A 12177-nucleotide genomic window follows, 5' to 3' on the forward strand; every position below is an offset into this window, starting at 1 on the left:
CAAGGGGGACGGCTGCGCGGGCGGCCGGAACGCGCGGGGGCGCGGCCGGTGTTTGCCTTTTTATTGAAAGGTGCCCCACCCCAACCCTCCCCATAGCCATGGGGAGGGGGCCTGTTGCTTTGTGGGGTGAGGGACGGTTTCGGCGAAGGGCGAGTTTCCCCCTCCCCGCTTGCGGGGAGGGTTGGGGTGGGGGCGCTCTCGGCTAGGAGGTGTCGGGGTGTGGGGCTCCCCCCTCCGACCCTTCGGGCCACCTCCCCCGCAGGCGGGGGAGGATATCAGCGTTTGGGGCTGAGGGATTGGGAGCCAGGAGGGATTGGGAGTCTTCCAGGAACACGCTCGCCATGTTGGGCGCGGTGTGGGTTTCCCAGATGGGGTCGTCCCAGCTCGGTTTGACAGCCTTGGGTTTCTTGTAGGCGCGCCAGTGGTCGCCGACATGGACGATAGAGACGTGGCCCCATTTGGTGACGGAGATGAGGAGGGTGCGAAGCTCCTGATCCTGACGTTTGAAGATCCAGCGCAGCTGCAGCCAGAGGTACGGCCAGAAGACTGGCAATACATGGGCATAGAGGCGGGCGGCGATCTGGGGCGACATGGAGCGGAGTATAGCTCCGCTCCCGGAGGGGGTGGGGAGATTTATTTTTTTGGGCGTGTTTGCTGGGGGTTTGGGGGAATTTTTGTTGGATAGGCTGCGTCTTTCGGAGAGCGGCCCCACCCTATCCCTCCCCATGGTCATGGGGAGGGGACCTGTTGCTCTGTGGGGAGAGGTTGCGTTTCGGCGGAGCGCGACCTGCCCCCTCCCCACGGATGTGGGGAGGGTTGGGGTGGGGGCGCTATCGGCTTGACGACCCGTTGGAGTTTTTTCCCGAAAACTCCAAAAGAACTCCAACGCCGCGCCAAAAACTCCAACGGGGCTCTACCCCGCCATGAAGACCTGCCAGGCGGCCATCAGCATGCCGAAGGCGCGCAGGTCGCCGGTGGTGGTGGGGGCCATCTTGTTCATGGCGTAGGCGTAGGTCGCGCGCTGGTCCATGTCGATGACGGCGAGGGAGCCGCCATAGCCGCCCCAGAAGATGGTGTTGGGGTTGGGGAAGTTGGCCACGCCGCCGGGCAGGCCGAAGCCGAGGCCGTAGCGGACCGGAATGCCGAGGATCTTGTCATTGCCTTCGATCTGGAGTTCCAGCGCCTTGCGGCAGCCAGCCTCGGACATGATCTGCTTGCCATTCGCAAAGCCGCCATTGGCAAGGATCGTGTGGACGAGGGCAACCGAGCGGGCATTGCCCGTGCCGCCGGCGGCCGGGATTTCGGCGGCCCGCCAGGCGCGGGTGCGCGTGTCGAGCGGATTGATGGGCGGGTTGCTGGCCATGTTGGCGATGAGCGGGTCTGCTGTGCCCTGCCCCAGCGTGCCGCTGGCGGGCGGCGGGGTGAGATCGGCGACGCGGTGATCCTCCGTAGCCGGAAGGCCGATGTGGAAGTCTGCGCCCAGCGGCCCGGCGATTTCCTTGCGGAAGACGGTGCCGACGGTTTCGCCCGCGACGCGGCGGATGACTTCGCCGACGAGATAGCCCTGCGTCATGGCGTGGTAGCCGGGCGCGGTGCCCGGCTTCCAGTAGGGTTCCTGGGCGGCGAGCAGGCTGGTCGCCTTTTCCCAGTCGTAAAGGTCTTCGCGCACCAGCGGTTCTTTCCAGCCCGAGAGGCCGGCCGAATGGCTCATCAGATGGGCGACGGTAACGTCTGCCTTCCCGGCAGCGGCAAATTCCGGCCAGTATCTGGCGACGGGATCTTCAAACTTCAGGGCGCCCTTGTCGGCGAGGTATAGCGCGGTGAGCGCGGTCATCGTCTTGGTGGTGGAGTAGACGTTGACGATTGTGTCCTGCTGCCAGGGCTTTGTCTGGGCTTCGTCTGCGAAGCCGCCCCAGATGTCGACCACGGGCCTCCCTTCCAGCGTCATGCAGAAGGCGGCGCCATTCTCGGCGCCATTGGCGAAGTTCTGCGCGAAGGCATCGCGGACGGCGGCAAAGCGCGGCTCCACGGTCCCGTGGATTTCGGTCTGGCTCATTGGTTTCCCCCAAAAGGATATGGCCTGCCTTCATGGGCAGGTCTGTTTCGGGGATTTGGGTAAGCCAGCTGTGGATAGCTGGCAAGGCTGACGCGGGGGCGGTCAGAAGTCGATGCTAGCGCCGGCGAGTTCGGGGAGCTGGAGGACGATGACGAGATCGCGGAGTTCCTGGCGGGCGGCCTTGTGGCTCATCGTGAAGGCGACGTTGGAGCCGGCTTCGGTGAGGTCCAGCAGGGTGAGGCCGGCGGGGAACAGCTCGCGGTAGATGACGCGTTCGGAGAGGCCGGGGGCGAGGCGGAAGCCGATGCGCTTGGAGAGGTTTTCCAGCGCGCCGCCGACGCGTTCCTTGTTGCGGGCCGCGAGCGGCGACATGCGGTTGCGCATCACCACCCAGTCAATCGGGCGGCGGCTCGTCTGGGCTTTGCGCTTGCGGCAGTCCCACACCATTTCGGAATAGAAGCTGGGGCGCAGGACTTCCAGCGTCTGGGGGTTCACGTCGCCCAGAAGGTCGAAGTCGACAAAGCTGTCGTTCAGCGGCGTGATCAGCGTATCGGCGCTGCGATGGGCGATGCGGGAGAGGAAGGTGTCCCCGCCCGGCGCGTCGATGAGGATGAAGTCGCAGGTCTGTTTCAGGCGGGCGAGGCCGAACTCGAAGCGTTCGCGTTCCTCGGCCTCGGCGCGGTCGAGATCCCGCTCCTGGCTGGCCTCGACGCGGACAATCTCGGGCATGACGAGGGTGGCGCCCGTGTTCTGGGCCCAGCGGACGCGGTTTTCCAGATAGCGGGTGAGCGAGCGCTGGCGGACATCGAGATCGATGACGCCAACCTTCTTGCCCGTGCGCAGCAGGGAAATGGACAGGTGGATGGAGACGGTGGACTTGCCAGCCCCGCCCTTCTCATTGCCGATCACAATGACGCGCGCGTCCCGCGCAGGAGTCTCAAGACCCGCACCCGGAACGCGACTGATATGAGCGACGCCGTCGGCGGGCATCCAGGGAACTCCACAACTCCTCCGGCGGGCATCCGCCGGTCAAACGTACGTCAGGCGTGCTTAGGCAACGCGCTGCAGGGATTCGGCAGACAGCCCATGGCTGGCACCGGTCCGCGGCAGAGCGAATGTATGTTCGACAAAGAGGTCGTCATCCTCGAAGGGGACAACATTGGTGAGCACCGGAATGGGAGCGCGCGCTTCGTCGAAAAGCATCGGATCGATAGCGAGCGGGGCATCGGCCGGAGCGCTGTAAGCCATTTCGGCAGATTCCGGAACGCGGGCGAGGCTGGACAGCACACCGCGAAGCGCCGAAAGAGCACCGGAGACGCGGGAATACTCCTGCTCCAGCATGTAGGCACCGGAGGCAAGGTTGGTCTCAGACCTCTCGAACATCCAGGCATCGTTCTCATCATCCGGGCGAAGGCTGCCGAGGATGGGTTCGGGATGCCTTTCCTCGATGTTCGCCTTGCGAAAGCCAAGCGAAACAGCACCGAAAAGGGCGAGCGAGCGGAGAGTGGTTACGATGCGCTGGGTCATGTCTGTAAAATTCCCGCGTATGGGTTAACAACGCATTAACTTCATCTTGAAGCAGGGCATCTGGAAAGTGAATTCCACGAAAGAAAACTCGGTAGAGATCATCCGCACACGCAGCGAGCTGCAGGCGCGGGTGAAGGCATGGAAACAGGCAGGCGAAACCGTTGGTTTCGTGCCCACCATGGGGGCCCTGCATGAGGGGCATCTGTCGCTCATTGAAAAGGCTAAGGAAAAGGCCACGCGCACCGTGGCGAGCATTTTCGTCAACCCGGCGCAGTTCGCTCCAGGCGAGGATTTCGACACCTATCCGCGCCGCGAAGCCGAAGACATTGCCAAGCTGGCGAGCGTTAACTGCACGGCGGTTTATCTGCCCAGTGTTGCAGAAATGTATCCTGAAGGCTCGGTGACGAATGTGCGCGTCGAATCGCTGTCGGACCTTCTGGACGGGATTTACCGGCCGCATTTCTTCTATGGCGTGGCGACGGTGGTGGCGCGCCTATTCCTGCATGCGCAGCCGGACGTGGCCGTGTTCGGGGAGAAGGATTACCAGCAGCTGCAGGTGATCCGCCGGATGGTGCGCGATCTTGGTTTCCCCATCGAGATCATTGGCGGCGAGACGAAACGCGATACTGATGGCCTCGCCCAGTCTTCCCGCAATCTTTATCTTTCCCCTGAGGAACGCCGGGCGGCGGGCGCGATCTTTGCGGCGATGCACCGGGCCTCGGTGCGGATGTCGCTCGGCACCCTGCCCTCTGAGGCGCTGACGGAAGCGGAGGGGCATATCCTGGCCGCCGGCTTCCGGAAGATCGACTATGTGACGCTGGTGGACCCGGCGACGCTGCAGGCGCTGCCCGGCGATGAGCCGCTGAAGGAAGGCGTGGTGGCGCGCCTGCTGGCGGCAGCCTGGCTCGGCAAGACGCGCCTGATCGACAATATCAGCGTGACGCGGTGAAGGCTTTCATCGCGTCGAGGAAACGCTGATTGTCCTCTGCGCTGCCGATCGAGATGCGGAGCTTTGTCGGCAGGCCGTAGCCGCTGATGGCGCGCACCAGGATGTCGTTGTCCTTGAGGTGCTGGTTGGCGGCAGCGGCGCGTTCGGCGGTGCCGAATTCGGTGACGATGAAGTTGGCGTGCGAGGGCGGCGTGGGCAGCCCCATGGCGCTCAGCGCATCGGTCATGATGGCGCGCCATTTGGTGTTGTGGTCCCGCGACATCTTGAGGAAATCCTCGTCGCCCACGGACGCGATGCCGGCGGCCGCCGCCATGGCGTTGACGTTGAACGGGCCCCGGATGCGCTGGTAGATCGCGGCGATGGCGGCGGGCATATAGGCCCAGCCGAGACGCATGGCGGCGAGGCCATAAATCTTGGAGAAGGTGCGCATCATCACGGTGGTGTCACGCCGGTCCACCAGGTCGCGCAGCTGCGCTTCATAGTCCGGGCCGAGGTATTCCGAATAGGCCCCGTCGACCACGAACAGCACATGCGGCGGCAGCGCGTCCTGCAGGGCTTTGAGGTCGTCCACCGAGAGCATCGTGCCGGTCGGGTTGTTCGGATTGGCGAGGAACAGGATTTTGGTGCGCGGGCTGACCGCGCCGAGGATGGCATTGACGCCGGCGGTCATGTCCGTTTCCGGGGCCGTTACGGAAGTTGCGCCGTGCGCACCCGCGGAGACGCGGTACATCGAGAAGGCGTGCTCGGTGAACAGCACTTCGTCGCCCGGCCCGGCATAACACTGGGTCAGCAGGTGAATGATCTCATCCGAACCGGCGGCCGTGACGACGCGGGAGACATCCGCAATGCCCTTGGCGGCGGCAATCGCCGCGCGCAGCTCGCCATAATCGGGGTCAGGGTAAACATGCGAGCCGCCGACAACGGCCTTGGCCGCCTCGATGGCCTTCGGGCTCGGCCCGAACGGGTTTTCGTTCGAAGCCAGCATCGCCACTGGCCCCTTGGCGCCATGCAGCTTGCCGCCCGGAACATAGGGTTTCGTGGCGGCGATATGCGGGAGGGGCGCGATCTGGCTGATGGGCTTGCTCATGGGCACGGCGCTTACACGAAAGCCGGGGCACGGGGAATGGGGGGCTCAGGCCTCGGGCGCTGCGGTGGTTTCGCGCACCACCAGCCGGTAAGGCAGGCAGGCCATTTGCGGCGCGTCAGACGCCCGCTTTTCCAGCAGCATCCCCACAGCGACCGAAGCCATTTCCCGGCTCGGCTGATAGATCGTGGTGAGCGCCGGGTAGACCACCGAGGCGAGCGGGGTGTCGTCAAAGCCCACCACCGAGAGCTGTTCTGGCACCCGCAGTCCGGAGCGGAAGGCCACGGCCAGCACGGCGGCTGCCATGTCGTCATTGCTGGCGAAGATGGCTGTAGGCCGCGGGCTGCGGCCCAAAAGCTCCGCAGCGGCGCGCAGGCCCGCTTCATAATCAAACGTTTCGGCCCTGACGATCAGGCTTTCGCCCAGCGCGATGCCTCCGGCGGCCAGGCCCGCGCGATACCCGGTTTCCCGCAGATGGGACTGAGGATGGCTTCCCGGCCCGGCAATGAACGCAATGCGGCGGTGCCCCAGGCCGATGAGATGGCCCATCACTTCCTGCGCGGCGGCTTCGTCATCCATTGTGACATGACCGACCTCCCCCTCAGCTTCCGTGTGGGAGAGGCGCACAAAAGGCGTGCCAGCCTCCATGAGACGGGCCATCAGGGCAGCATCTTCGGTCAACGGCGGGATGAGCACGGCGCCGGCAAGTTCGGCCCCACCGCGCGGCAGGACAGATCCACCAGGCCCCTCGGGCAAATGCTCGAACGCAATGCTGAAGCCTTCGGCATTGCCGCGCTGCAAGGCGCCGATCTGGATTTCCCCGAGATAGTTGCGGGACGGGCTGGAATAGAACACGCCGATCAGGCGGCTCTGCCCGGCGCGCAGGCTGCGGGCGTGCTGGTTGGTGCGGTAGCCGAGCCTTGCCACGGCATCCATGACCCGCGCGCGCGTTTCGGCGCGCACGTTCGGCTCGCCATTCAGAACGCGGCTGACCGTCTTGAAGGAAACACCTGCTTCGCGGGCGACATCAACAATGGTCGCGGGACGCCGGTCACTCGTGTCGATGGTATCCCCCTCGGCCAGATGCCGTTGCCAGATCAATGCTGGCGGGGATCATAGGACGCGAGCTGACCCTCGCGCAATGGCAGCGCCTTAAGATAGGATCAACCCGGTTCGCGGCGGGCGGCAGAGGCGGACGGGAAAATATGCACGTTCGAAAACACATCCCGCGGATGGATGAACTGTTCCCGGAACCACATCGCATCTTCCTGCTCGAAGCGCTTGCGGATCCAGTCAACGAACAGCTGGCCCTCCGGCCGCCGGCGGAAACGCTCGGTATAGGCCACCCAGAACTGGATGGGGGCAATCTCCGGCAGGTCGAGCGGAATGATCCGGTCGTCCATGGCGGCGATGAAGGATGGCAGGATGGCGACACCGCCCCCGGCCGCGCAGGACTGGATCAGCGCCGTGCCGGAATTGGAGACGAAGGCATAATCGATCATCCGGCGCAGCTCGGACACTTTCGGCGCCCAGCGCTCCACCTGGTTCACATAGGAAGAGTGCATCAGGCAGCGATATTTGTAGTATTCAAACAGGCTTTCGGGCGGTTTGCGCTCCCGGAAGTAATCGCGGGAGGCAAAGCCGATATAATGCTGCACGCCCAGCTTGTGGTGGAGCAGTTCATGGCTTTTCGGCTCGGCAAAGTGCAGGGCGATGTCCGCCTCGCCATTGGTGACGTCTGCCGGCTCGTCATTGACCAGCATCCTGATCTGGACGCGCGGGTTCTTGTTCTGGAACTCGTGGAGGCGCGGGGCGAGCCAGTAAGGCCCGATGCCATCGCCCGTGGAGAGGACGATCCGCCCCTCGACCGGCGCGCCCTGGGCGCTTGCCTGATCCTTCAGCGTATTAGCCGCTTCGGCCATCTGGTGGGCATAGCGCAGCACCACCTTGCCGGCCTCGGTCAGCTCTACCCCCCGCGTGGAGCGGATGAAAAGCTGGGTGCCGAGGGTGGTTTCCAGATCATCGATCTTGCGGCTGATTGTGGGCGGGGATTCCCCAAGCCGGGCCGCTGCGCCGCTCATGCTGCACAGCTCCGCCACGACGCGAAATACCCGCAAAGTATCCCAATCCAGCCGTTCAGTATTCATACGCAGCCACCTTAGCCGATTGCCGAGCCCCGAAACAGCTCAGCCGATAGCCTGCCGGTAATCGCCCTGCAATTGATTGAAGCAGCAGCTATATCTGACCTATGGTTGCGCGACCACCCCCGGACAGCGCTTCCTGCTGCGGCCGCTACAGGACAAGCTTATCACAGAAATATTGTCTCAGCTGCCTGCGCCAGGTTTTTTACCCGTGTTTATCCGTAGGCATCGAAAGGATGGTTCAGCGACAGGCTGATGTGATGAAGCAGCTGATCAATGCGATCCAGGGGGCCAATGATGCTGTCATGGATATGATCATAGCCATACTGCGCAGAACCGGCGTCCGCGCCGCCCGCTTCAGTGACCGCCGAGAGCCGCATCAGCTGGTCCTGAGAGGGCGGGAAGATGCGCCCGAGCAATTCGACACACTCCCCGATGCGCAGGCTGGTGACGAGGCGGATGATGTCGCGCAGGCTGGTATCGTGCCGCTCCGAGATGCGCGGCAGGCGCCCGACCAGAGCGAAGGCATGCATCATCAACGCCTGGCGGATGCCGTGGACGACATGAAGGTTGATGCGGTCTTCATGGCGCTCCACGGTTGAAGGGGCCTCGTCAAGGCGGGCCAGCAGACGATCAAACCGGTCAAGATCAATGGCGAGGAGGTTGGCAGTCCGGTTGACCGACAGGGACGTTTCCCCGTCTCGCAGGGCATAATAGACCCCGCGATAGGCCGATGCTTTCTCCGGCGCGGCGGCGCGGGCATTGGCGATCCAGACATCGGGATTGTAGACCAGGGCGTAACCGCGCAGCACCGGAAGGCTGCTGAGCAGCCGGGCGCGCCAGGCCAACTGGACAAGGCTGCGCATGCGGGGGCTGGTGTTGACGAGATCGACGAGGCGGTCAGTCTCCCGTTGCAGCGATGAGCCGATGCCCGACGCGGTGTTGACCGGGATGCCGAGCTGCTGGAGCTCTGCATTGTGCGAGATGGCGCGCAGGGCGCGGGGGCCAGCGGCGCCGGAGGGCCGCCGTGTCTGACGGGAACCGGCGGTGACGACAAAGCCGGGCGCAAAATCCGTCAGCAGACGGCCATAATCGGGGTTGGCGAAGAAACGTTCATGCCAGGCGCGCAGGGCGCGGTAGAAATCCCAGACCAGATCTGTCCGGGTGTAGAACGGATCGTCTGCAGCAGTTTCCGGCGGCGGGGCGAGCAGATGGCTGCACCAGTGCGCGAGCGTTGTTTCGGCAAGTTCGGGCGTGGCGAAGTGAAGATAGCCGTCGCCGCCCTGAAAGCTTGATTCGTGGATGATCCGTATGCCAAGGGCCTGGGCATTGGTGCGGGTCCAGGGGGTGAGCAGGTGATCGAAGCGCTGCTCGAAACTGCCCGGCCAGGCGCCGCGCCCCATCGATTCGCCATGCGTGTTGAAGATCAGGAGGCCCGCGCCCGGCACACGCGGCGCCATCGCGCGCAGGATCAGGTTATGGATGCGCTCGATCGCCATGTTGCCAGCGATCTGGCCGATGAAGCGGCCGGAATCGGAAAAGCCAAGCTGGATGGAAAGATGCCCCCGGCGGCGCACATAGGCGGCAAATTCTGGCTCATCCAGCAGACGCTCGATGAAGCGGCCGCCGGTTTCCAGCGCTTCGGGCGTTTCAAACAGGGGCGAAATGTCGAGCTTTCCGTTCACGCCGTAATGACGGGCGAGATAGAGCGCGGCCATGACCGTGGCGGGGTTCTCGCTCTCGGCGATCAGGAAGCGGATGGGTGAGCCGGCATCGATATGCTTGAGGATCTGCGCGCACATCATGAACTGGCGGCGCGCGGTGGACTGCTCCAGGAAGAGGTCTGCGAAGTTCACGTCAACCGGTTTGGGTGTAGCCGCGCGGCGGGAAAGCTCTGCCAGGGCGAGGCGGCCGAGGCTGCGTTCATCCGTATCGAGATTGAGCTCGCGGCTGATAACCGTGGCGATCTGGGCGGCGTTGACGCGCAGGTGGATGCGGCCTGTGCCGAGCTGCTGGCTCTCCACCTGGGCGCGCAGGATCAGGATCTCACGGGCGAGACCGGCATCGCCTTCCGCTTCAGCCAGGACGTCATCAAGCGCCGCAATAATCTCGGCCGCATCCGTCAGCCGGCCAGGGCCTTCGGCAGTCAGGCGGTTTGCCGCGGCAACAAGATGTTCCGGATTCTGAAGATCGCCGCTGAACATGGCCGCCTGAAGCGCGGTTTCACCTGCGGCAAGATCAAGCCGTTCCAGCAAGGCGGCGAGGCCCGTGGCGGCAGGATGGGCCTCAAGGATAGATTGCACGCGGGCATGATAGCGCCGGATCTGATCGGCTTTTTCGCTCAGGCGGAAGGTGATCGAGTGGGACCAGTGGATATCCGTCCGGCCATCAAGGTCGTAGCCAACCCAGCTTGCAATGGTGGGCAGCGCCGGGCGGAGCTCTCTCCAGCTATCGGGAAAATGCATGCGGGCCACATCGAACACGAGCGTGGCAAACTGCTGCTGCGCGGCAGCCGCGTGGAGAAGCGCGGCCTGCACCTCATCATGCTCGCGGGCCAGCGTGATGGACCTGTTCCAGCCGCGGGCGTCGGCTTGCAGCGCCCTTTCCAGCGCGGCGCGCGCCCGCTTGCCGGGGTTGACGGCTTCGCCAGCAATCGCCGCGCGAAGCTCTGGCGAGAGCGCGAAAGTCGGGTGGGCGGTAAAGACGATGCCACCCCGCGCCTGTTCGAGTGTCGCCCGGAATGTCTCAAAGCCCTGGCCTGCGAGATCGTCCAGCCTCGACCTTACCGGCGCCCATGCTGTCTCCGGCCGGGCGCCGGCGTGACGTTCCCGCAAACGTTCGGCACGCTGGCTGACAAGGAGAAGATGCGCTTCATTGATGAGGGCAGCAATCTCATCCAGGCTGGTTTCGCCCTGTTCAATGTCCCTGAACACCGTCTGCGCAAGGGCGAAGACCGAATTGGTCATCGGATCTTCGGCAATCCTCCCGGCCTGCAGGCGCAGATATTCTCCGGCAGCCGAGAGGGTCGGCTCGATACGTGTCGTCTTCATGTCTCTGGTCCAGCGTTCAGGAATTACCCTTGGGGAATATGCCCTTGTTAACGCCCCAGTCGCGCAGAAGCGAGGGCCATGACCGCAGCGGCGTATCCGCGATGCCGCGCAGGCCGAAGCCGTGGCCACCTTCCTCGAAGATATGCAGCGCGACGGGCACGCCCACCTGGCGCAGGGCACCGTGGAGGATCAGCGCATTTTCGACGGGCACGGCCGCGTCGTCTGCGGCGTGCATGAGGAAGACCGGCGGCATATCCGGCCGCGCCATGGACTCCAGCGACCAGCTGGCGATGGACTCCGGCGTGGGCTGGTCTCCCAGCATGTTCTGCCGCGATCCGGGATGGGCGAAAGGTTCTGCCAGTGTGGCGACGGGATAGATCAGCGCGGCAGCGTCCGGCCGCGCCGAGAGGGCGTCGGCTGCATCGATGGGGGTGTAGGCTGGCAAGTCGAACTTCATTGCCAGTGTGCCGGCGAGATGTCCGCCTGCGGAGAAACCCATAACCATCACGCGCGCGGGGTCTATACGATCTGCAGCGGCGCGGGCGCGGATGAGGCGCATGGCGCGCTGGGCATCCTGAAGCGGGGCATCCGGCCCGGCCTGCCAGCCCTGATGCGGAAGGCGGTAGCGCAGGACATAGACCGTGGCGCCCTCGGCGGCAAAATGCCGGGCGCCTTCAAAGCCTTCCTTGTCGATCACCACCCATTTGTAGCCGCCGCCGGGGATGATGAGTATGGCGGAGCCATCGGGCGCGTCGGGATAAAAGATTGAGAGGCTGGGCGCGGTGACGTCATGGGCCGCGCGGTCCATCAGGCCGAAGGGATTTTCGCGGTGAACGATCTTTTCCTGCAGGCCTGCGGGGACGCCGCCGGGCGGGCCTTCGGGCCAGAGCGGGATGACGGCATCTGCCTCGATCGCCGGCGGGGCGGCCTCAGGCTCAGCGGGCGCTGTCGTGCAGGCCGCGAGCACCAGGGCGGAAAACATGGCCAGGAGGATGCGCCGGGACAGCATGCTACTTCCCCGGCGGATAGGCAATGATGAGGACGAGCGGCTCTGCGCCGACCTGCCGTATGCCGACATTTGCGCCGGTGTAGAGATAGGCCGCCATGCCTTCGGTGAGGGTCTGTTCTTCGCCGTCGGAATGGACAATGCCTTCGCCGGACAGGACGTAATAGATCTCATCATGATTGATCGGGTGGAGGCCGATGGCGCTGCCAGGATGGAGCGCGCGCTTGCGGAACTCGAAGGCGCGCACGGGAACTGCATCGGAGATGCGCCAGGCGGTGCTCATGCCGATCTTTCCGTGTGGTGGGGGCTCGTCCACCTTCACGTCTTCTTCCGAGACGATGACCATCGCGGGGGCTGCGGGCGC

Annotated in this window: 11 protein-coding genes; 1 reads left to right on the top strand and 10 read right to left on the bottom strand. The window is 64.5% G+C overall.

Annotated features, from left to right (window positions below; translation table 11 throughout):
* Positions 1 to 202 precede the first annotated feature (202 nt).
* The 4 genes from C0456_RS11020 to C0456_RS11035 form a co-directional block, all read right to left on the bottom strand.
* A complete protein-coding gene (locus tag C0456_RS11020) occupies positions 203 to 592 on the bottom strand; it encodes a hypothetical protein (protein WP_291051760.1) in 390 nt (129 codons plus the stop codon).
* A 321-nt stretch (positions 593 to 913) separates the two neighbouring features.
* Complete coding sequence (locus C0456_RS11025; RefSeq protein ID WP_291051762.1) at positions 914 to 2056, bottom strand: serine hydrolase domain-containing protein; 1143 nt, start codon at positions 2054 to 2056, stop codon at positions 914 to 916.
* 102 nt (positions 2057 to 2158) lie between these two features.
* Positions 2159 to 3046: a division plane positioning ATPase MipZ gene (locus C0456_RS11030; RefSeq protein ID WP_291051765.1), complete on the bottom strand. Its 888-nt coding sequence runs from the start codon at positions 3044 to 3046 to the stop codon at positions 2159 to 2161.
* A 60-nt stretch (positions 3047 to 3106) separates the two neighbouring features.
* Positions 3107 to 3583 carry a hypothetical protein gene (locus tag C0456_RS11035; protein WP_291051768.1) on the bottom strand — a complete coding sequence of 159 codons (477 nt, stop codon included), beginning with the start codon at positions 3581 to 3583 and terminating at the stop codon, positions 3107 to 3109.
* A 67-nt stretch (positions 3584 to 3650) separates the two neighbouring features.
* Between C0456_RS11035 and panC the strand changes: the two genes are divergently transcribed.
* A complete protein-coding gene (panC, locus tag C0456_RS11040; protein ID WP_367179250.1) occupies positions 3651 to 4532 on the top strand; it encodes a pantoate--beta-alanine ligase in 882 nt (293 codons plus the stop codon).
* On the opposite strand, the gene hisC is transcribed toward panC, so the two are convergent.
* The 6 genes from hisC to C0456_RS11070 all read right to left on the bottom strand — a co-directional run bounded on the left by hisC (position 4516) and on the right by C0456_RS11070 (position 12159).
* On the bottom strand, positions 4516 to 5619 hold the full coding sequence (gene hisC, locus C0456_RS11045; RefSeq protein WP_291051774.1) for a histidinol-phosphate transaminase: 1104 nt from the start codon (positions 5617 to 5619) through the stop codon (positions 4516 to 4518). The genes panC and hisC overlap by 17 nt on opposite strands.
* A 45-nt stretch (positions 5620 to 5664) precedes the next feature.
* Complete coding sequence (locus C0456_RS11050; protein WP_291051777.1) at positions 5665 to 6717, bottom strand: LacI family DNA-binding transcriptional regulator; 1053 nt, start codon at positions 6715 to 6717, stop codon at positions 5665 to 5667.
* Positions 6718 to 6779: 62 nt separating this feature from the next.
* Positions 6780 to 7763: a LysR family transcriptional regulator gene (locus C0456_RS11055; RefSeq protein ID WP_291051779.1), complete on the bottom strand. Its 984-nt coding sequence runs from the start codon at positions 7761 to 7763 to the stop codon at positions 6780 to 6782.
* Positions 7764 to 7972: 209 nt separating this feature from the next.
* Positions 7973 to 10807 carry a phosphoenolpyruvate carboxylase gene (locus tag C0456_RS11060; RefSeq protein WP_291051782.1) on the bottom strand — a complete coding sequence of 945 codons (2835 nt, stop codon included), beginning with the start codon at positions 10805 to 10807 and terminating at the stop codon, positions 7973 to 7975.
* Positions 10808 to 10823: 16 nt separating this feature from the next.
* Positions 10824 to 11816 (bottom strand): alpha/beta hydrolase, encoded by a 993-nt coding sequence (locus C0456_RS11065; protein WP_291051784.1) that lies wholly within the window; start codon positions 11814 to 11816, stop codon positions 10824 to 10826.
* A gap of 1 nt (position 11817) precedes the next feature.
* Positions 11818 to 12159, bottom strand: coding sequence for a cupin domain-containing protein (locus tag C0456_RS11070; protein ID WP_367179251.1), 342 nt, complete (start codon positions 12157 to 12159; stop codon positions 11818 to 11820).
* Between the last annotated feature and the right edge of the window lie 18 nt (positions 12160 to 12177).

The sequence above is a fragment of the Hyphomonas sp. genome, from assembly GCF_013823385.1.
Classification (GTDB): domain Bacteria; phylum Pseudomonadota; class Alphaproteobacteria; order Caulobacterales; family Hyphomonadaceae; genus Hyphomonas.

Bases quoted from the DNA above. Each gene is read 5' to 3' on its own strand.
- C0456_RS11060 (WP_291051782.1), bottom strand. From the start codon at position 10,807: ATGAAGACGACACGTATCGAGCCGACCCTCTCGGCTGCCGGAGAATAT.
- C0456_RS11035 (WP_291051768.1), bottom strand. From the start codon at position 3,583: ATGACCCAGCGCATCGTAACCACTCTCCGCTCGCTCGCCCTTTTCGGT.
- C0456_RS11025 (WP_291051762.1), bottom strand. From the start codon at position 2,056: ATGAGCCAGACCGAAATCCACGGGACCGTGGAGCCGCGCTTTGCCGCC.
- C0456_RS11070 (WP_367179251.1), bottom strand. From the start codon at position 12,159: ATGGTCATCGTCTCGGAAGAAGACGTGAAGGTGGACGAGCCCCCACCA.
- C0456_RS11065 (WP_291051784.1), bottom strand. From the start codon at position 11,816: ATGCTGTCCCGGCGCATCCTCCTGGCCATGTTTTCCGCCCTGGTGCTC.
- C0456_RS11055 (WP_291051779.1), bottom strand. From the start codon at position 7,763: ATGAATACTGAACGGCTGGATTGGGATACTTTGCGGGTATTTCGCGTC.
- C0456_RS11030 (WP_291051765.1), bottom strand. From the start codon at position 3,046: ATGCCCGCCGACGGCGTCGCTCATATCAGTCGCGTTCCGGGTGCGGGT.
- C0456_RS11020 (WP_291051760.1), bottom strand. From the start codon at position 592: ATGTCGCCCCAGATCGCCGCCCGCCTCTATGCCCATGTATTGCCAGTC.
- hisC (WP_291051774.1), bottom strand. From the start codon at position 5,619: ATGAGCAAGCCCATCAGCCAGATCGCGCCCCTCCCGCATATCGCCGCC.